This window comes from uncultured Cloacibacillus sp. (assembly GCF_963926575.1).
GTDB classification, from domain to species: domain Bacteria; phylum Synergistota; class Synergistia; order Synergistales; family Synergistaceae; genus Caccocola; species Caccocola faecigallinarum.
Map to the genome: position 1 here is coordinate 510,938 of NZ_CAWUXW010000003.1, position 19,214 is coordinate 530,151.

20 protein-coding genes are annotated in these 19,214 nt (G+C 60.6%); 14 read left to right on the forward strand and 6 right to left on the reverse strand.

Going from position 1 to position 19,214, the window contains the following annotated elements; genetic code table 11:
* Positions 1-74 precede the first annotated feature (74 nt).
* Both ABGT66_RS07530 and ABGT66_RS07535 read right to left on the reverse strand, forming a co-directional pair.
* Positions 75-230, reverse strand: coding sequence for a hypothetical protein (locus ABGT66_RS07530; protein WP_294195268.1), 156 nt, complete (start codon positions 228-230; stop codon positions 75-77).
* Entirely contained in the window at positions 231-776 is a 546-nt protein-coding gene (locus ABGT66_RS07535; RefSeq protein WP_346689885.1) for a flavin reductase family protein, read from the reverse strand. It abuts the gene before it with no gap.
* Positions 777-952: 176 nt separating this feature from the next.
* Here ABGT66_RS07535 and ABGT66_RS07540 point away from each other — a divergent pair, with 176 nt between their 5' ends.
* Genes ABGT66_RS07540 through ABGT66_RS07550 form a run of 3 tightly spaced genes read left to right on the forward strand, consistent with a single transcriptional unit; the run spans position 953 to position 4,121 of the window.
* Complete coding sequence (locus ABGT66_RS07540) at positions 953-1,873, forward strand: MBL fold metallo-hydrolase (RefSeq protein ID WP_346689887.1); 921 nt, start codon at positions 953-955, stop codon at positions 1,871-1,873.
* 21 nt (positions 1,874-1,894) lie between these two features.
* A complete protein-coding gene (locus tag ABGT66_RS07545) occupies positions 1,895-3,235 on the forward strand; it encodes a sodium-dependent transporter (RefSeq protein ID WP_294195261.1) in 1,341 nt (446 codons plus the stop codon).
* Between the two features lie 22 nt (positions 3,236-3,257).
* Positions 3,258-4,121, forward strand: a complete 864-nt coding sequence (locus ABGT66_RS07550; protein ID WP_346689890.1) for a VIT1/CCC1 family protein — start codon at positions 3,258-3,260, stop codon at positions 4,119-4,121.
* Between the two features lie 76 nt (positions 4,122-4,197).
* On the opposite strand, the gene gltA is transcribed toward ABGT66_RS07550, so the two are convergent.
* Positions 4,198-5,610, reverse strand: coding sequence for an NADPH-dependent glutamate synthase (gene gltA / locus ABGT66_RS07555; RefSeq protein WP_300260027.1), 1,413 nt, complete (start codon positions 5,608-5,610; stop codon positions 4,198-4,200).
* On the reverse strand, positions 5,601-6,446 hold the full coding sequence (locus tag ABGT66_RS07560; RefSeq protein ID WP_346689892.1) for a sulfide/dihydroorotate dehydrogenase-like FAD/NAD-binding protein: 846 nt from the start codon (positions 6,444-6,446) through the stop codon (positions 5,601-5,603). The genes gltA and ABGT66_RS07560 overlap by 10 nt, the downstream gene beginning before the upstream one ends.
* Positions 6,447-6,696: 250 nt before the next feature.
* On the opposite strand from ABGT66_RS07560, the gene ABGT66_RS07565 reads away from it, so the two are divergent.
* The gene (locus ABGT66_RS07565) at positions 6,697-6,942 is read left to right on the forward strand and encodes a glutaredoxin domain-containing protein (RefSeq protein ID WP_346689893.1); all 246 of its coding nucleotides are present in this window, start codon (positions 6,697-6,699) and stop codon (positions 6,940-6,942) included.
* 129 nt (positions 6,943-7,071) lie between these two features.
* Complete coding sequence (locus ABGT66_RS07570) at positions 7,072-8,424, forward strand: glucose-6-phosphate isomerase (protein WP_346689895.1); 1,353 nt, start codon at positions 7,072-7,074, stop codon at positions 8,422-8,424.
* 90 nt (positions 8,425-8,514) lie between these two features.
* Here ABGT66_RS07570 and ABGT66_RS07575 read toward each other — a convergent pair whose 3' ends face one another.
* Complete coding sequence (locus tag ABGT66_RS07575; RefSeq protein ID WP_294194671.1) at positions 8,515-8,703, reverse strand: hypothetical protein; 189 nt, start codon at positions 8,701-8,703, stop codon at positions 8,515-8,517.
* Between the two features lie 279 nt (positions 8,704-8,982).
* Here ABGT66_RS07575 and ABGT66_RS07580 point away from each other — a divergent pair, with 279 nt between their 5' ends.
* The 4 genes from ABGT66_RS07580 to ABGT66_RS07595 are packed head-to-tail and all read left to right on the forward strand — an operon-like array spanning position 8,983 to position 14,251.
* Entirely contained in the window at positions 8,983-10,383 is a 1,401-nt protein-coding gene (locus ABGT66_RS07580) for a sodium:solute symporter family protein (protein WP_346689897.1), read from the forward strand.
* Positions 10,376-11,680, forward strand: a complete 1,305-nt coding sequence (locus ABGT66_RS07585; RefSeq protein WP_346689899.1) for an ATP-binding protein — start codon at positions 10,376-10,378, stop codon at positions 11,678-11,680. Before ABGT66_RS07580 ends, ABGT66_RS07585 begins: the two co-directional genes overlap by 8 nt.
* The gene (locus tag ABGT66_RS07590; protein ID WP_346689901.1) at positions 11,677-13,026 is read left to right on the forward strand and encodes a sigma-54 dependent transcriptional regulator; all 1,350 of its coding nucleotides are present in this window, start codon (positions 11,677-11,679) and stop codon (positions 13,024-13,026) included. Before ABGT66_RS07585 ends, ABGT66_RS07590 begins: the two co-directional genes overlap by 4 nt.
* Positions 13,019-14,251: a hypothetical protein gene (locus ABGT66_RS07595; protein WP_346689903.1), complete on the forward strand. Its 1,233-nt coding sequence runs from the start codon at positions 13,019-13,021 to the stop codon at positions 14,249-14,251. Before ABGT66_RS07590 ends, ABGT66_RS07595 begins: the two co-directional genes overlap by 8 nt.
* A gap of 23 nt (positions 14,252-14,274) precedes the next feature.
* Here ABGT66_RS07595 and ABGT66_RS07600 read toward each other — a convergent pair whose 3' ends face one another.
* A complete protein-coding gene (locus tag ABGT66_RS07600) occupies positions 14,275-14,475 on the reverse strand; it encodes a hypothetical protein (RefSeq protein WP_346689905.1) in 201 nt (66 codons plus the stop codon).
* Between the two features lie 58 nt (positions 14,476-14,533).
* Between ABGT66_RS07600 and ABGT66_RS07605 the strand changes: the two genes are divergently transcribed.
* Genes ABGT66_RS07605 through ABGT66_RS07625 form a run of 5 tightly spaced genes read left to right on the forward strand, consistent with a single transcriptional unit; the run spans position 14,534 to position 19,184 of the window.
* Entirely contained in the window at positions 14,534-15,730 is a 1,197-nt protein-coding gene (locus tag ABGT66_RS07605; protein WP_346689906.1) for an NRAMP family divalent metal transporter, read from the forward strand.
* 57 nt (positions 15,731-15,787) lie between these two features.
* A complete protein-coding gene (pxpB, locus tag ABGT66_RS07610; protein ID WP_346689907.1) occupies positions 15,788-16,519 on the forward strand; it encodes a 5-oxoprolinase subunit PxpB in 732 nt (243 codons plus the stop codon).
* Positions 16,520-16,525: 6 nt separating this feature from the next.
* Entirely contained in the window at positions 16,526-17,590 is a 1,065-nt protein-coding gene (locus ABGT66_RS07615; RefSeq protein WP_346689908.1) for a biotin-dependent carboxyltransferase family protein, read from the forward strand.
* A gap of 14 nt (positions 17,591-17,604) precedes the next feature.
* Positions 17,605-18,378: a 5-oxoprolinase subunit PxpA gene (locus ABGT66_RS07620; RefSeq protein ID WP_346689909.1), complete on the forward strand. Its 774-nt coding sequence runs from the start codon at positions 17,605-17,607 to the stop codon at positions 18,376-18,378.
* Positions 18,375-19,184: a putative hydro-lyase gene (locus tag ABGT66_RS07625; RefSeq protein ID WP_303149228.1), complete on the forward strand. Its 810-nt coding sequence runs from the start codon at positions 18,375-18,377 to the stop codon at positions 19,182-19,184. The genes ABGT66_RS07620 and ABGT66_RS07625 overlap by 4 nt, the downstream gene beginning before the upstream one ends.
* Positions 19,185-19,214: the final 30 nt, after the last annotated feature.

Here is a 19,214-nt window from a genome sequence, read left to right on the forward strand (position 1 = left end):
TGTACCGCGCGCGGGACGCTTCCCCCAACAGAGCGTCCCGCGCGTACTTTTTTCGGCTTTATGCGGCGGCGAATCTAATTCTCTTCCGCGCCCTCGTCCTCGAACGGAATCTTGTGTTCTTCGGCGCATTCGTAGCAGATTACGACGGTTTCGCCGTTTTCGTCGGTCGCCTCGTGGAAGAGGTCGCAGCATTCGCGCAGCGGCTTCTGGCATATCGCGCATCTAAGCATTTATCTTTTCGCCTCCTGTTTTTTCTGAACGGAAAATCCGAATTTGCCAAGCTCGCGGCCCAGCGCGCGGTAGCGCCCGTAGACGTATGCGGCGAGGCCCGCGCGCTCCAGGTGGAGCACGCCCTTCGCGTCGAGCAGAGCTTCGTCGACGTCTACGGCGAGCACCTTCGCGAGGAACATGTCGTGGCTTCCGAGCGCCAGCCGCTGTTCCACGCGGCATTCAATATTTACCGGGCTTTCGGCGATGAGCGGAGCGGAGACCGCCGAGGCCGGAGCGGGCGTTAGGCGGCAGAAACGGAATTTCTGCAGGTCGCGGCCCGACCTGACGCCGCATAGGTCGGCGGCGCGCACGAGCCGCTCCGTCGTCAGGTTTATGACGAACTCGCCGCTCTCTTTTATCATAGCGTAGGAGTGGCGCTCTGGGCGCACGGAGACGTATGTCATCGGCGGCTCGCTGTTCACAGTCCCGGTCCACGCCACTGTGATGATGTTAGATTTCTCCATCGTGCCGCACGACACCATGACGGGCGGCAGCGGGTAGAGCATCGTGCCGGGTTTCCACGTGAGCTTTGGCAGTGTTATCTCTCCTTTGTCTTTACGTCGCCGGAAAATTTTTATTTTCCGCTTTGGATATTATAGTACCGTATCGCCTTTCGCGCTAAAATTATTCTGCGCGCCCTACGGCGGCGCGCGGCGGAAATTTACTGAAGGGACGTAATATCATGGCTTGTTCGGAGCTTTTCCCGGGATTTTATAAAATCAATCTGCCGATACCGCGAGGCGGCTTTGAGTCGTTCCTCGACGGCTGGTTCATAAAGGACGAGGCGCGCGCGCAGAACATCCTCGTCGAGACGGGGCCGGCGAGCGCCGTGCCGGAGCTGTTCGCGCGGCTCGAAGAGCTCGGAAATCCCAGGATCGACTATCTCATCTACACGCACATACATCTCGACCACGCGGGCGGCGCGGGGCATTTCATCCGGCGTTACCCGGATACGAAGCTGCTCGCGCCCGCGAAGGGCCGTCCGCATCTCGTAGACCCGTCGAAGCTCATCGCGGGAAGCCGCACCTCGCTCGGCAGCCTCTGCGACGTTTACGGCGAGCCGCTGCCCGTTCCTGCGGAGAATATGCTCGGCGACGGCGGCGAAATTCCGGGCCTCACCGTCAGCGACACGCCGGGCCACGCGCCGCACCACAGCTCATATATCTACGAGTTCGGCGGGCGCAGGATACTCTTCGCGGGCGAGGCGGCGGGCTGCTGGTTCCGCCTCGACGACGGCAGCTATTTCACGCGCCCGGCGACGCCGCACAAGTTCTACTACGACACGGCGATGGCTTCGCTTGAAAAGCTGCTTGCGCTGAAGGATGTCGATATAGTATGCTTCCCGCACTCCGGCTGGCTGACGGATTATCTCGCGGCTTTCGAACGCGCGAAAAAACAGATGGAGCTGTGGCTTGAGATTTTGTCGCAGCTTCCGCCGGAGGCCGGACGTGAGGAGGCCGTCGCGGAGCTTTTGCGCCGCGACCCTGTGATGGAAAAGCTGGAAAAACTGCCCGAAAACGTCAAAAACAGAGAACTGTTCTTCATCGGACAGTCGGCGAACGGCTATCTAGGCTGGATAAGAAGGGCCGCGACGGCGCGGTAAACTGCGAAGGGACTGGTGCATTTGGGAAAAGATAAAAATTTCGGCGGCCTCGAGAGCCGCGACCAGTGGGGGAGCCGCTGGGGATTCATAATCGCATGCGTCGGCTCGGCGGTCGGAATGGCGAACGTCTGGGCCTTCCCGTACCGCGCCGCGAGATACGGCGGCTCGTCGTACCTAATACCCTATATAATCTGCGTCGTCGTGCTCGGCTGCACGGGCGTCGTCTCCGAGATAGCCTTCGGGCGCTGGGGGCGCAGCGGCCCTTACGCTACATTCCGCAAGGCGCTCACGGAGCGCGGCAAGCCTTTGAAAAACATCGGCCTTATCCCCGTCGTCGGTTCCTTCGCGATGGCGACCGGCTACGCGATAATCATGGGCTGGGTGCTGCGCTACCTCTGGGGCTCGCTTTCGGGCGCGATGTTCGCGGCGGAGGACGTCGGTGCGTACTTCGGCGCAATATGCGGAGATTTCGGCAGCTTCGGATGGCACATGCTCGCGCTCGCGACTGGCTTTGCGATGGCGACGGCGGGAATATCGAAGAGCATCGAACGCGTCTGCAAGGTCATGATGCCGCTCTTCTACGTCATGTTCATATATATGGCGGTGCGTGTCGCGATGATGCCGGGCGCGTCCGAGGGTTACAAATACCTTTTCATACTTCCCGACGCGAAGCACCTGCTGAACCCCGAGACGTGGATTTTCGCGCTCGGACAGGCCTTCTTCTCGCTCTCGCTCGCTGGCAACGGGACGATAGTCTACGGCTCGTACCTTGATAAAAAGGAAAACGTGCTCTTCTGCTCGATGAACATAGCGGTCTTCGACACGCTCGCGGCCATGCTCGCGGCGATAGTCGTCATACCGGCGGTATTCGCGTTCGGACTCGACCCGGCCTCCGGGCCGCCGCTCATGTTCATAACGCTGCCGATGATTTTCCGCGAGATGACGGGCGGCATGATGTTCGCGATAATTTTCTTCGCGGCGATACTTTTCGCCGCCGCGACCTCGCTCGTGAACCTGCTGGAGACGCCTATAGAGATGATACAGGAGCGCTTCGGCTTCTCGCGCCCGGTATCTGTCGGCCTAGTCATAACGGCGGCGGCGCTCTGCGGCGTTTTCCTTGAAAACGGGAACGTCATCGGCGAATGGATGGACGTCGTCTCGATTTACGTCTGTCCTGTCGGCGCGTTCATCGCGGCCTTCATCTTCTACTGGATTATGGGGCCGCGCTTCGCGCGTGAACAGATCGGACTCGGCAGGGGCGGCCTCGTGCCGGCGTGGATTCTGCCGCTCGGCAAATACCTGTACTGCGGCATAGCCCTGCTTGTGCTCGCGCTCGGCATAATGCTCGGCGGCATAGGCTAGGAAACGGGAGGAATTTTACACCATGAACGAACAATCGCTCGCAGCGATAAAGGCGATGCAGCTCGGCGAAATAACTGAGCATGTGATATACGGCTATATGGCGCGCCGCGTGCCCGGCGAGAACGGCAGGACGCTCGCGCGCATCGCCGCGGAGGAGAAGAAGCACGCCGAAATATGGAGCGGCTTCACGGGCGAGATGCCGAAGCCGAACCGGCTAAAAATCGCGCTCTACAGGATATGCGGCGTCATATTCGGCCTCACCTTCGTCATAAACATGATGGAGACGGGCGAGCAGAAGGCTCAGGCCGAGTACGCGAAAATCGCCGAGGCCGCGCCCGTGGCGCTCGAGATATTCAAGCAGGAGGAGGAGCACGAGCAGGCGCTCATCGCCATGATCGACGACGAGCGGCTCCAGTACATCAGCTCTATGGTGCTCGGCATCAACGACGCGCTTGTGGAGCTGACGGGCGCGCTCGCGGGCTTCACCTTCGCGCTCGGCGACTCCGCCGTCATCTGCATGGCGGGCTTCATAACGGGAAGCGCCGCGACGCTCTCGATGGCGGCTTCGGAGTATCTGTCGAAGAAGAACGACCCGTCGGAAAAACAGCCGCTGAAAGCCGCCGTCTACACCGGCCTCGCCTATATGTTCGCGGTCTGTATGCTGCTCGCGCCCTTCGCGCTGATTTCCTCTCCGCTGCTCGCACTCGGCGGCTGCCTGCTCTCCGCGGCCTTCGTCATATTCCTCTTCACCTTCTACGTCTCCGTGGTGCGCAAGGAGCCCTTCGCACCAGCCTTCCGCGAGATGATATTCATCAGCTTCGGCGTCGCCGCCGTCTCCTTCATGATAGGCTGGGGCGCGCAGCGTCTGCTCGGCATTTCGATGTAAGCGGGAACAATCAAAAGGCAAGAAAAAATCCCCCGCGCGAAGCGGGGGATTTTTCGTATGTTCTGCCGTTCGTTGATTACTTCGCGGCTTTCTTCTCGGTGATGTACTTGTCGATCGCGACTGCGGCTTCTTTGCCCGCGCCCATCGCGAGGATGACCGTGGCGGCGCCTGTTACGATGTCTCCGCCCGCGAATACGCCGGGGACGGAGGTCGCGCCGGTCACGGGGTCGGCCTCGATGTAGCCGCGCTTGTTGAGCTTCATCTCGGGGAAGGTGGAGAGGAGGACCTTGTTAGCGCCCTGGCCTATAGCCTCGATGGCGCAGTCGGCCTCGATGAAGAACTCGCTGCCCTCGACGGGGACAGGGCGGCGGCGTCCGGAAGCGTCGGGCTCGCCGAGCTCCATCTTGATGCACTTGACGCCCTTGAGCGAACCGTTGCCGTCGTCGACGTACTCGGTCGGGTTCGTCAGCCAGTTGAAGATGATGCCCTCTTCGACGGCGTGGTGGTACTCTTCGATACGCGCGGGGAGCTCCGCGAGCGAGCGGCGGTAGACGACCGTCACTTCCTCGGCGCCGAGGCGCTTCGCGGAACGGGCGGCGTCCATAGCGACATTGCCGCCGCCGATGACGACGACCTTGTGGGCCTTCTTAGCCGGCGTGTCGAACTTCGGGAACTCGTAGCCGTGCATGAGGTTGATGCGCGTGAGGTACTCGGAGGCGGAGTAGACGCCGTTGAGCGTCGTTCCGGGGACGCCCTGGAAGTGCGGCGCGCCGGCTCCGACCGCGATGTAGCAGGCGTCGTATTCCTTCATTATCTCCTGCATCGTGATCGTCTTTCCAACGACGACGTTGGTCTCGATGTCGACGCCGAGCTTCTGCATGGCTTCGATTTCCATCTTGACTATTTTCTTCGGGAGACGGAACTCGGGGATACCGTAGATAAGGACTCCGCCCGCGGCGTGGAGGGCTTCGAATATCTTGACTTCGTAGCCCATCTTCGCGAGGTCGCCAGCAACGGTGAGGCTCGACGGGCCGGAGCCGACGACGGCTACCTTGCCCTTCTTCTCGCCCTCGTAGGGCTTCGCTTCCATGTTCTCCTGCGCGTACTTCCAGTCGGCGACGAGACGCTCGAGCTTGCCTATCGCGACGGGCTCGAAGTCCTTCATCTTACCGACGGTGCACTTGCCCTCGCACTGCGACTCCTGCGGGCAGACGCGGCCGCAGACGGCGGGGAGGTTCGTGTACTGATCCATGACTGCGGCGGCGCCGGCCATGTCGCCCTCTTTGATGCACTTGATGAAGGCGGGGATGTCTATTTTAACGGGGCATCCGGCGACGCAGGGCTTCGTCTTGCACTGGAGGCAGCGGCCAGCTTCGGTCATGCCTTCTTCGAGCGTGTAGCCGAGGCAGACTTCGCCGAAATTGCTCTTGCGGACTTCGGGGTCCTGTTCCTTGATGGGGGTCTTCCACTTCGAGAATGTTACAGCCATGTCTCTTCACCTACTTCTTCAATGTACTTGTCCATCGAAATCTTCTCTTCGTCCTTGTACTGGCGCATACGGCTCATGAACTCGTCCCAGTTGACCTTGTGTCCGTCGAACTCGGGGCCGTCGACGCAGGCGAAGAATATTTTGCCGTCGACGGTGACACGGCAGCAGCCGCACATTCCCGTGCCGTCGACCATGAGCGGGTTGAGCGAGACCCAAATCGGCAGGCCGAGCTCCTTCGCGGCCTTCGTGCCGAACTTCATCATGATGGAGGGGCCGATGCACCAGCAGCGGTCGACCTTCTCGCCGCGCTCGACGACCATCTTCATCGCGTCGGTGACGACGCCCTTCATGCCCTCGGAGCCGTCGTCGGTGGTGACGATGAGCTCGTCGGAATACTTCGCGCACTCGTCCTTCATGACGACGAGGCTCGAGGTGCGTCCGCCGAGAATCGTGATGACCTTGTTGCCCTGCTGCTTGAGGGCCTTGATGATCGGGTAGAGCGCCGCTATGCCGACGCCGCCGCCGACCATGAGCACCGTGCCGTACTTCTCGACCTCGCTGGGCGTGCCGAGCGGGCCGGAGATGTCGAGAATGGCTTCGCCGGGCTCGAGGCGCGACAGAGCCGCGGTCGTCTTGCCGACGACCTGGAAGACGAGGCGGATCTGGCCCTTTTCTTCGTCGTGGTCGGCGATGGTGAGCGGGATTCTCTCGCCCATGTCGTTCACGCGCAGGACGACGAACTGTCCCGCCTTCGCGTGGCCGGCGATGCGCGGAGCTTCGACCCACATATCGAACTCTTTAGGCGCAATCTTCTGTTTTGACACTATTTTGAACATGACGTACCTCCTTAAGAGTGTAAGAGCAAAATACTCACGATTATCCCCATTTTCACAAACTGCATATAAATGTAGCGCAATTCTGCGTTTTTGGCAATGTTCAAAGGCATAAATACGCGCGCCGGCAATAAAAATTTCCGCAAATTTTTCGTGCGGACAGAGATTTTTAAATTCCGCGCGGCGGCCTGCGCCGCGTCGTGTATAATGGTAAACGATAAAAATTTCAGTTTCCGCGAACGGAGTGATACTCATGGAAGTCAAAGTATATTCGACGCCCTCATGCCCGTGGTGCGTGCGCGTAAAGGAATACCTCACTGGCCTCGGCGTGGCCTACACCAACGTAGATATAACGACCGACAGGGCGCTGGCGATGGAGCTCGTCAAAAAAACGAAGCAGATAGGCGTCCCCGTCACCTTCATCGGCGACAAATTCGTCGTCGGCTTCAACGAGCCGGAGCTCGAAGCTCTGCTCAAGGCGAACGGCCTAATAGCCTGACGGCCCTGCGCGAAAAGCGCGTGAAGAAATCAGAATAGTGTATAATATTGGCGGCGCGGCGCTTGACGCGCCGCCGTCTGTTTGCTTTATGAAAAAATATATAAAACGGAAAGAGGCCGGTGATTACAGATGAATAAAGTTTCATTCTCCTTCGGCGCGGCGTTCGGCAAGAGCGCCCTTGATTCGTGCGCTCTGCGCGCCAAGTACGAAAAGGCGGCGCTCGAAGCCCAGCGCTGGATCAACGAGACGTCCTTCGACACGGAGGGCCACGGATGGATGGCTCTGCCGGATTGTTCCACCGCACAAGTGACCGAGACCGCAGAGTGGCTGCGCGGCTACGACAGCGTGATACAGGTCGGCATAGGAGGCTCCGCGCTCGGCAACCTCATGCTCAATCAGGCGCTGCTCGACGGATTCTACAACGAGACCGAAGCGAAGCCGAAGTTCTACCTCGCCGACAATCCAGACCCGGACAAGACGCTCTCGATATGGGAGCGCGTGAAGGGCGGCAGAGTGGCCCTCGTCGGCGTCAGCAAGTCCGGCTCGACGGCCGAGACGATGACGCAGTTCCTCTGGTACCGCGACGAAATGCTCAAGAAGGGCCAGAGCGACAAGGACATCCTCGTAATCACCGACCCCGAGAAGGGAATCTTCCGCGCCTTTGCGAAGGACTCCGACTGCCGTGTGATGGAGCTCCCCGCATCTGTCGGCGGACGCTACTCCGTGCTCTGCCCGGCGGGGCTCGTCACCGCCGCGGCGCTCGGCATAGACGCCGCCGCGCTGCTCCGCGGAGCCGCCGCCATGCGCGAGCTCGTCGCTAAAGAGACGGACTTCGCCAAAAACCCAGCGATGCGCCTCGCCGCGCTGCACATGACCCACGCTGACGAACACCGCCCCATGTCCGTCCTCATGCCCTATTCCAGCAAAATGGCCTACTTTGCGGAATGGTATGCGCAGCTCTGGGCCGAAAGCCTCGGCAAGCAGGGACTCGGCACGACGCCCGTCCGCGCGCTTGGCTCAATCGACCAGCACTCGCAGGTGCAGCTCTACACCGAAGGCCCCGACGATAAATTCTTCACCCTCATCAGCCTCAAAGACCACGGCCCCGAAGCCGTCGTCCCGAACATCGACCACGAAGCGCTCAAGCCGCTCGAATACCTCAACGGCCAGGGCATAGGCGCGATGCTCAACCTCGAAGCGAAAAGCACCGCCGCCGCCATCGTCAAATCCGGCCATCCGCTCATGTGGATAGAGCTCGAAAAGCTCGACGAAGAGACCGTCGGCGCGCTCGTATTCTTCTACGAATACCTCACCGCGCTCACAGGCCGCATGATGGGCATCAACCCCTTCGACCAGCCCGGCGTCGAACAGGGCAAAAAATACACCTACGGCCTCATGGGCCGCGCCGGCTACGAAAAAGACGCCGAAGAAGTAGGCGAGTGGTTCGGAAAGATAGCCGCGGACAAAGTCGAAGCGTTCTAGTTTTTTCGCAAAGACATATACGCATATATAAAAACATCCGCGCGGTCGCTATAGGCTGCGCGGATGTTTTGTGTCTTTGAGTGTAAAAAATCAGTCCGAAATCTTCAGCCTGATAAAATCGCCGGTCAGGTTCCAGCTCTTTTCGATGATGTTGTCGGTCTGGCCCGGCTGCATCCACGGGAGCATATTCGCGATGCCGAAGGCGTCGACTATCGTGATGAATCTCTCTCCGCTGTCGTTTATATAAAGATATACGCCCTCGGGCTGCTGTTTCGCCATCGTGCCGCCTCCAACTTTCAGCTTGTACGGTTAGATTATACTACAGGCGCTTTCGGTTTTGCCAAGGCCGCCGTTTTGCCTGACCGCCGCGGCTTTCCCGTTTTGAGCAAATGATATAATATAGCAAAACGGTAAAACGACAGCCTTAAAAATTTGCGTGCAGCCGAAGGGACGGCGGTGAGATGAGGATCAGCTCGGTGATTTGGTTGGTGTTCGTTATACTGATAATAGCGCCGGGGTGCGTCGTGCATTTCGTCTCTTCAAGGAGGCGGCGTTAGGATGCCCCCTCTTGCCTATTACCTCGCCGCGTTCGCAGTCTATACGATTTCAATAATCCTGCTCACGGGGCAGTCGTTCCCGCAGCGAGAGAGCCTGCGTTCGTTTTATATCGGACGGCGCGGCGTGCCGCTTTGGCCTACGGTCGGGACTTTCTGCGCGACGTGGATAAGCCCGCTTTCGCTTGTAGGCTTCAGCATGTGGTACTACAGAGAGGGCTATATAGCTTTCTGGGCTTCGGTGAACGGCTGGATGCTCGGCTTTCTGCTGTTCCCGTTCATCGTCAGGCGGCTTCGCCGCGCGAGGGTCGTCTCGCTGCCGGAGTGGCTTGAGAAAACTTACGGCGACGCGCGCGTGCGGAAGCTCGCCGCCGCGGCTATGGTTCTGCTGTACACTATATATCTCGTCATACAGTTCCGCGCCTTTGGCATTATTGTGTCGTATATGCTTGAAATCCCGAGAGGCTTCGCTTCGACGTCGCTGATTTACCTTTTCGTGCTTTACACTACGTTCGGCGGCTATCCGTCGGTTGTGCGCAGCGACACGCTGAATCTGCTGCTTATCGTGGCCGGGGTCAGCGCCGCTGCGTGGTTTGCGCTACCCGACGGTTTCAGCCTCTCCGCTGCGGCCGACGTGCTGAAGTCGGAGGGCGGACGCTTCGCCGCCGAGGGTCTTTCTCTTTCAGACGCGCTCTCCGGCACTGTGATTATGCTCGCGTGGGGGCTGGGCGTCGCCGGAAATCCTCAGTATGCCATACGGATAATCGCCTGCCGCAGCAAGAAGGAAGCCTTCCGCCTGATTTCCGTGTCGCCCTACATAATCGGCTGGGTCTATCTTTGCGTTACGTTTTTCGTTATGGCGTGCAGGACGGCGCATCCGTTTATAGGGAATATTGAAGAGACGCTCGGCTTTGCGACGCTGGGGCAGTTTCTTCCGCCGTTTGCCGCGATGCTGCTGCTTATTTGCGTCATAGCTTCTGCGGTGAGCACGGCCAATTCGCAGCTTCTTCTAGCCGCATGCTCGCTTTGCTACGATTTGCTGCCGATGAAGCGCGAGGGCGAAGGCGGCCCGTTCGGCGGCGAGCGCTTTCTTCTGGCAAACCGCATAGCGATTACGGTCATCGCATCCGTAGCGCTTTTGCTCGGCAACGCCGGGCTTCCCGGATATATCAGGCTCGGGACGATAAGCTGGACGCTCGTCGCTATTCTGTATTTCTATCCGCTTTTTACTCCGAAGCTTGTGGCGCGCGACATTTTGTTTTATGTGCTGCTGTTCGCTCTCTCGGCTCAGCTAATCCTCGTCATGATCTTCGGCGTCGAGCCGGAATACGCGATGCTTTACGTAATGCTCGCCGAAGGGCTTGTCTTTGCGGTAAGGCGCGCAGCCGGAGGCCGTCATGCGTAGGGCGGTAAGCCTCGAAAGCTTTATGAAATGGATGTTTCTGCTCGTCGCGCTTTCGACGGCGGCTCTCATCCTTGGGACGCGGCTGCACCAGAGCTATACGCGGAAGCTCGACGAGGCGGCGTTCATGGCCGAAAGGGCGGAGCGTTTGCTCAGCATTTACCGGTTCGAATATTCGTCCGTCGCGGAGGCGGAGGAGGAGCTCGGCCCGTACTGGCGTCCCTGCATGGAGGGCGAGCCGGCGGAGATGCAGCTTGCAATCGGAGGCGGCGTCTGCGGCTTCGTCATAGATTATGAAGCGATTTATGCCGATATGGTGGAGGAGGAACGCTATCTCATCCTGGTCGGGATACTCGGCCTCATCGTCGCGGTCGAGCTAGCGGTTTTTTTATCCTACATTCTGACGCGGCCGCTGCGGCGGCTAACGTGGATGTGCCGGGAGATAGCGGCGGGGAAGTCCGTCCGCGTGCCGCAGTCGCTTTTTTCGCCTTCGGAATTTTCGGAGCTTATCGGCAGCTTCAACGACATGTCTGCGCAGCTCGCGCGCTGGCGCGAGGTGCAGCGCCAGCTCAGCAGGATGGACAGGCTCGCGGCCCTCGGAGAGATGATGTCGGGGCTGTCGCACGAGATACGCAATCCGCTCGCGAGCATGAGGATACAGACCGACCTGCTGCGCGACGAGATTGAAAGAATCGGAGCGGGAGATTTCCGCGGCGAGGATATACGCGACGCGGAGGAGCAGATAAGAGTGCTCGGCGAGGAGATGGACAGGCTGAACAACATCGTCGTGCAGCTTCTTTCGTTTGTCAGGCCGCGCCCCGCGGTCGTAAGCCCGACGAGGCTCGACGACATCCTCCCGTGGGCGAGTTCGATGATCGGCCCGCAGGCGCAGAAACACGGTGTCCGCCTCGTCCTCAAATGCGGCGCGCCCGACGTGAAAGTGATGGCGGACGGCGAAGCGCTGCGCCAAGTCGTAATGAATCTTGCGATCAACGCTATTCAGGCGTCGGGACGCGGCGGCGCGCTTTCCATATCCGTCGGGCTTTCGCAGAGCGCTGACGGAAGGGAGGAGCGCGGCGTGATAACGGTATCGGACACGGGCGGCGGCGTGCCGCCAGGCATCGAGCACAGAATATTCGACCCTTTCTTCACTACGAAGAAGGAGGGGACGGGGCTCGGCCTCAGCATTGTTCAGAGGATAACGGAAAGCCTGGGCGGCGAGCTGTCGCTTGAGAACGAAGCAGGCGGCGCGACTTTCAGAGTATATTTGAAGCTTGCGGAACGGAGGATTGAAGGATGAGCGTTTGGATAGTGGACGACGAAACGAACCTGGCGAACGGATTGAAACGCGCTTTCGAGCGTAAGGGCCACAGCGTCGAATGCCTCGGAAGCGTCGCGGAGCTTTACGACGCGCTGAACAGCTCGATACCGTCGCTGATATTTTTGGATCAGTGCCTGCCCGACGGCGACGGCATAGACGCGCTGCCCGTGATACTGAAAGCGGCGCCGCGCTGCAAGGTCATTATGATGACGGCCTTCGGAGACTCGAACCTTATCGTAAGGGCCATCCGGCAGGGGGCCTATAACTACCTCGACAAGCCGTTCCCGCTCGACGCGGCTATGAACATGGCGGAGCACGCCTTCGAGTCGATTCGCTTCCGGAACCGCGTAGCGCCCGCCTACTGCGACAGCAATCTGCTCGGTTCGTCGCCCGCGATGATGAAGATTACGGAAGCGCTGCTAAAGGTCGCCCCATATCAGGACACGACGGTGCTTCTGACCGGAGAGAGCGGCACGGGCAAGGAGGTCGCGGCGCGGATGCTTCACAGCGCGTCGAAGTGCAAGGGAGAGTTCGTCGCCGTCAACTGCTCCGCGATACCTGAGGCGCTGCTCGAAGCGGAGCTCTTCGGCTATATGAAGGGCGCGTACACCGGCGCGGATTCCGACAAGGCGGGGCTTATCGAGGCGGCGGGAGGCGGGACGCTCTTCCTCGACGAAATAGGAGACCTGCCGCTTTCGCTTCAGGCGAAGCTCTTCCGTTTCATCGACCAGCGGACGGTGCGCCCGATAGGCGGGACGAAAGAAAAAAAGGTAAACCTCAAGCTGGTATGCGCGACATGCCTCGACCTTGAGCAGAAGGTGCGCGACGGCAGCTTCCGCAAGGACCTCTATTTCCGCATCTCGGTCTTTCCGATCAAGCTTCCGCCGCTGCGCGACAGGGGCGGCGACGTCGTCGAGCTTGCGGCGTATTTCCTTGAAAACATCTCGCAGCGCATGAACAAAAGCGCGCCGGAGCTCTCGGAAGAGGTGCGCGAGGTGTTCACGAGCTACCCGTGGCCCGGAAATGTGCGCGAGCTGCGGAACGTCGTTGAGCGGATTCTGATTCTGCGCAGCCCCGACGATCCCTACGTGCGGCTCGCCGACCTGCCCGCGGAGATGCTCGAATGCGGAGCGCAGCCGCGCGCCGGCGGCTCTGAAGCGCGCGGAGCGGGCGCGGCGCTCGGGGAGACTCTCGACTTGGCAGAGCGGCGGCTTATCGCGGAGGCGATCGCCAGATGCGGCGGGAACAAGACGCAGGCAGCCGCTGAGCTTGGAATTTCGCGTTTCTCTCTGATAAGAAGGATGCAGAGGCACGGCCTTGAATGAGCTGAAGCTTCTCCGTTCCATTTATAACGCGCCGAGGCCGTCTGTATCTCCGCGGCTTTTCCACGGCGCGAATCTTCTGCTGACGCCTCTGCCGGAGCTCACGGCTGCATGCCGCGAGCTTGCGGAGGGCAACATGTTTATATCGTTCGCTCCGCCGCGAAATTTTTCCGCGCGCATTGAGAGCGAGGCTGATTTCTACGAAAATCTGCCGGAGCGCCCGTCGCTCGACTCGGCGCTTTATCCGCAGATATGCTCGTGCCCGGGCTACGCGGAGGTGAGCGCCAGAGCCCCCGCCGCCTTTTGGAGCTCGATGCTCGGCGCGGACGGATTTCTTAATTGCACGTTCGAGCAGGCGGCGGAGCATTCCGGCCTTACCTTGGCCGAAACGCGGAGTTTTATCGAGAATCTGCAAAATTACGTGGAGCCGGCGGGGCTTTTCGCGCAGGGGCTCGCGGAGTCGCTTAGCATACAGCTGCGCCGCGCGAGGCTTGAGGGGAGCGCGGCGTGGACGCTGCTGACGGATGGACGCGGCGCGCTGCTTGCGGGAAAGACGGTCGAATGGGGCGCTGCGCGCGGCCTAGACGAAGAACAGGTCGCCGCGGCGATGCGCACGCTGCGCGGCCTCGACCCAGCGCCCGGCAGAAATTTCGCGCGGACGCATTACATCGTCGCCGACGTGGAATTCGTAATCGACGACGGAAAGGTTTCGCCGCGCCTTCTGACGGACAACATGCCCGTAGTCGAAAGCCATTTCGGAGAATTCGGCCTCGCCTCCGGCGAAGCGCCGTCCGAGCCGTGGATGCGCGGCGAGTGGAGCGCGGCGCGGCGCGCGCTGAAGCTTCTCGGCCTTCGCTGCCGCACCGTCATGAGGTGCGCGCTCTACATCGTCGCCGCGCAGAGCGAAAAAATCATCGACATGAGCCTCCCTCCCAGACCCATGACCTACGCCGGAGCCGCCTCGGCGCTCTCTCTTCACGCATCGACGCTGCACAGATGCGCGCGCGGCACATACTGCGAAATAAAGGGCCGCTGCTATCCGATGAGCGTATTCTTTTCGCGTCCCGCCGCCTCGAACGGAGGTTTGAGCGTGGCGGAGCTGCGCGCCCGCGTTGCGGAACTCCGCGCCCAGGGCATGACGAACGGCGCGATAGGGCGGATGCTCGGCGTGCCGGAGCGCACCGTCGCCTACCACAGCGCGAAGCTGAGAGCGCCGCGCGTCCGCTGATTTCGTTCTTCCCTTAATTTCCTTTATTTATCGATTACATATAAATCTGCCGGCTTTGACCTCCCGCCGCGTTTTTCTGCCGTGCGGCTTCGCACTTCGTGCGGCGCGTGCGATTCCGCACGCCGCATAAACCGCACGCCTTTTTCGCCTTTTTGAGCAAAAGCAGCCGGACAGCCGCTTTTTCGCGTTTTTTGATTTTCTCGTTCGACGTATTTCTTCGGCAACTTTTTTGCATATATAAAGATGAGGATTTAATTCCATCATCCATAGGAGGTAAGAAAAATGAGCGAGAAGAAAGAATCTGCTGCCAGCGTACTTATCGGAGCGGCCTTCCTTATGGCGACCTCCGCCATCGGGCCGGGATTTTTGACACAGACGACCGTTTTCACAGACCAGCTGAAGGCGGCCTTCGCCTTCGCAATCGTTGTTTCCATCATCATCGACATCATCGTCCAGCTTAACATCTGGCGCATCCTCGGCGTCTCCGGGAAGCGCGCGCAGGACGTAGCCAACGAAGTCTTCCCGGGCCTCGGCTATTTTATTGCGATACTCGTCGCCATAGGCGGCCTCATTTTCAACATCGGAAACGTCGGCGGCGCGGCGATGGGCCTTAACGTCATATGCGGACTTCCGCTCGCTCCGGCCGCAATCATAAGCGCGCTCTGCGCCATCGTGCTGTTCATCAGCAAAGAGGCGGGCAAGGCGATGGACATGTTCACGAAGGTTCTCGGCATCATCATGCTTGCGATGGTCGGCTTCATGGTCGTCAAGACGCAGCCGCCCGTCGGCCTCGCGCTTAAAGAGACGATTATTCCGTCGCAGATAGACTGGCTCACGATACTGACGCTCGTCGGCGGAACGGTCGGCGGCTACATCACCTTCTCCGGCGCGCACAGAATCATCGACGCGAACATCACCGGCGTCGACAACCTCGGCAAAATTTCGCACGGCTCCATTTCCGCCGTCTGCATCACGGGCGTCATGCGCTATCTGCTCTTCCTCGCCGTCCTCGGCGTCGTGGTCGGCGGCGCGGTCCTCGACCCCAGCAACCCACCGGCGTCGGCCTTCCGCATCGGAGCCGGAGAGCTCGGCTACAGAATATTCGGCGTAATCCTCTGGTGCGCCGCCGTCACCTCCGTCGTCGGAGCTTCGTACACCTCAATATCCTTCCTGCGCACGCTCTTCGCGCGCGTCGAAGCGAAGCACCGCTACTGGATAATAGGCTTCATCTGCATCTCGACGGCGATCTTCACGACGATGGGAAATCCCGTCACGCTGCTCATCTTCGCGGGCTCCGTCAACGGATTGATACTCCCGATATCGCTCGGCGCGATTCTGCTCGCCGCGCATAGGAAGAGCATCATCGGCGAAGGCTACAAGCACCCGATGGTCCTCACGATTCTTGGATGGATCATGGTCGCATTCACGGCCTGGATGGGCGCGAAGTCTTTCACCGGAATAATGAAGCTGTTCGGCTAGCCGCTGTTATAAAATATCGGCAGAGATAAAATTTCTGCACGCAGAGAGGTGATTGCCTTGGCGATATACATAGACGAACCGAAATATCTTGCGGCCGGGGAGTCGTGCGTAGTGGTGGAGTTTGCGGACGAGATAAGCCGTGCGGCGAACGACGCGGTGACGGCGCTGACGAAGCACATGAGGTCGCAGAAGCGCGTACCGCTCATGGAGTGCCTGCCCACCTACAGGTCGCTCGCGATTTACTTCGACCCGACTAAGACGACGCGCGAGGCCGTCGTTAAAGAGGCGAAGTCCGCGCCCGCGCCTTCGGCGGAGGGCGGAGAGGCCGGGACGGAGATAGAAATCCCCGTCTGCTACGGCGGCGAGTACGGCCCCGACATCGCAAACGTCGCCGAGCACGCGGGCATATCGGAAGAGGAAGTCGTCAAACGCCACAGCGCGAAGGCGTGCCACTGCTACATGATAGGCTTCCTGCCCGGCTTCGCCTACCTCGGCGGAATGGACGAAAGCATAGCGACGCCGCGCCTCGCAAATCCGCGCACCGTCATCAAGGGCGGCAGCGTTGGCATCGCCGGAAAGCAGACCGGCATCTATCCGATAGACAGCCCCGGAGGATGGCAGCTCATCGGGCGCACGCCGCTGCGCCTCTTCACGCCGGAGGCGGAACGCCCGACGCTCATCGAGGCGGGCTACGAGGTGCGCTTCGTGCCGGTTTCGGAAGAGGAGTATAAAAAAAATCGAAGCGGAAGTCGCTGCGGGCACGTACAAGCCCGTTCTGAAAGGAGCTGACGCGCAATGACCGAGCTTAAAGTCAGACGTGCCGGAATGCTTACCTCGGTGCAGGACCTCGGGCGCTGGGGCTTCCAGTCGAGCGGCGTTCCCGTCGCCGGGGCGATGGACCTTCCGGCGCTGCGCCTCGGCAACGCGATGCTCGGCAACCCGGAGGGGGCGGCGGCGCTCGAAGTGACGCTGCTCGGCCCGGAGCTTGAGGTCTGCGGCTGCGGAGCGGCGGTTTTCGCGGGGGGCGACCTCGGCTTCTCGGTCAACGGGCGGCCCGTAGGCTCGTGGCGCGTCGTCGAACTGAAGGACGGCGACGTGATTTCTTTCACCGGGCCAAAGAGCGGCTGCCGCGGCAATCTCTGCTTCGCGGGCGGCGTCGATGTGCCGCTCGTGATGAACAGCCGCTCGACATACATGCGGGCAAAAATAGGCGGCTTCGATGGACGCGCGCTGAAAAACGGCGACGTCGTAAAAATCGGCGAGCCTTCGCCGCTCTGGAAAAGACTCGACGGCTTTACGCTGCCGCCAGAGCTCAACCCCGCGTTTCCGCCCGACGCGCCGCTGTCGCTGATGACGGGGCTTCAGGAGGATATGTTCACGGAGGAGGGCAAATCGACGCTCTTCTCGTCAGAATACACGATAACCTCCGATTCGGACAGAATGGGCTGCCGCCTCGAAGGCGACAAAATCGCGCACAGCGGCAAAAGCGGGGACATCGTCTCCGACGCAATCCCGCTCGGCGCGGTGCAGGTGCCGTCGCACGGCATGCCGATAGTGATGCTCGCCGACCGACAGACGACTGGCGGCTACACAAAGATAGGCGTCCTCACGCCGCTCTCTATAGAGGCGTTAGTCCAGAAAATGCCGGGCTCGGCGGTGCGCTTCATCAAAGCGTCGCCGGACGACGGAACGGCGGAGCAGATGAAAATCGCCGACGCCGTCCGCCGCGTGAACGAGCTGCGCTGCACCTACGTCTCGCGTCCGCGCGCGGCGCAGACGTCGGGAGGCCTCGCGTCGACGCGCCTCCGCCTCACAATCGACGGCAGAGAGTACGACGTAACCTGCGAAGAAATAAAATAGGGGAGGGGTTCATAATGTACAAGATAGACCTGAACAGCGACATCGGCGAAAGCTTCGGGGCCTATAAGCTCGGAGACGACGCGGCGGTAATGGAGGCCGTGACGTCGGCGAACGTAGCCTGCGGCTTCCATGCGGGAGACCCGCTCGTAATGAAGAAAACTCTCGAAAACTGCGCGAAAAAGGGCGTAGCGGCGGGCGCGCACCCCGGCTATCCGGACCTCGTCGGATTCGGGCGCAGAAACATGAAATGCACTCCCGACGAGGAGTACGCCGACTGCCTGTACCAGATAGGCGCTTTGCAGGCTTTCTGCCGCGCGAACGGAATGACGCTCCAGCACGTAAAGCCGCACGGCGCGATGTACAACCAAGCCGCGAAAGACCCGGCGCTCGCCGCGGCTATAGCGCGCGCCGTCCGCGACGCCGGCGAGGGAATAATCCTCATGGGACTCGCGAACTCGGAATTTGAGAAGGCCGCCAAAGAGCTCGGCGTGCCGTTCGCGGCGGAGGCGTTCGCAGACAGGGGCTACATGCCCGACGGCTCGCTCGTCCCGCGCTCGCAGCCCGGCGCCGTCATTCACGACCCGGCGAAGGCGGCGGAGCGCGTCGTCAGAATGGTGACGGAAGGCACCGTCGAAGCCGTCGACGGCACGATCATCAATTTCCGTCCCGACTCGATATGTATGCACGGAGACACGCCCGAAGCCGTCGAAATGGCGAAGGCTGTCCGCGCCGCCCTCGAAGCGGCCAGAGTTAAAGTAACTAATCTGAAGGAGGTTGTACTGGGATGACGCTCCCGTTTGACGTAACGCCGTACCGCGCGACACACCCGAAAGAAATGCGCCGCATTATACGCGAAGGCGAGTGGACGCACCCGACGTCGGGGCTCTGCCACTGCCACGTGCAGGCGAACATGATAGTCCTGCCGAAGGACTGGGCCTATGACTTCCTCGTATTTGCGCAGCGCAACCCGAAGCCCTGCCCGATACTCGACGTGACCGAGCCCGGCGACTGGGAGGCGCGCCTCATCGCTCCCGGCTCCGACGTGCGCACCGACATTCCGAAGTACCGCGTCTGGAAAGACGGCGAGCTGATAGACGAGCCGACTGACGTAGTGAAATACTGGCGCGACGACCTCGTCGCCTTCCTCCTCGGCTGCTCCTTCAGCTTCGAAGGCGCGCTGCTCGAGGCAGGAATCCCGATACGCCACATCGACATGAACCGCAACGTTCCGATGTACGTCACGAACATACAGAACAAACCCGCAGGACGCCTCTCCGGCCCGATGGTCGTCAGCATGCGCCCCGTGCGCCACGACCAGGTGCCGAAGGCCGTGCTCTCGACGGGACGCTTCCCCGCGGTACACGGCTCGCCGGTACACATCGGCGACCCCGCCGCGATAGGCATCAAAGACGTAAACAAGCCGGACTTCGGCGACCCCGTCGAGATACGCGAAGGCGAGACGCCCGTCTTCTGGGCATGCGGCGTCACCCCGCAGGCGGTCGTCATGAACGTCAAGCCGCCGTTTGCGATAACGCACGCTCCGGGGTACATGTTCATCGGAGACCCGAAGGACGTGGACTACGCGGTATTCTAGGAAAAACAGCCAAACGCTCAAAAAGCGGCG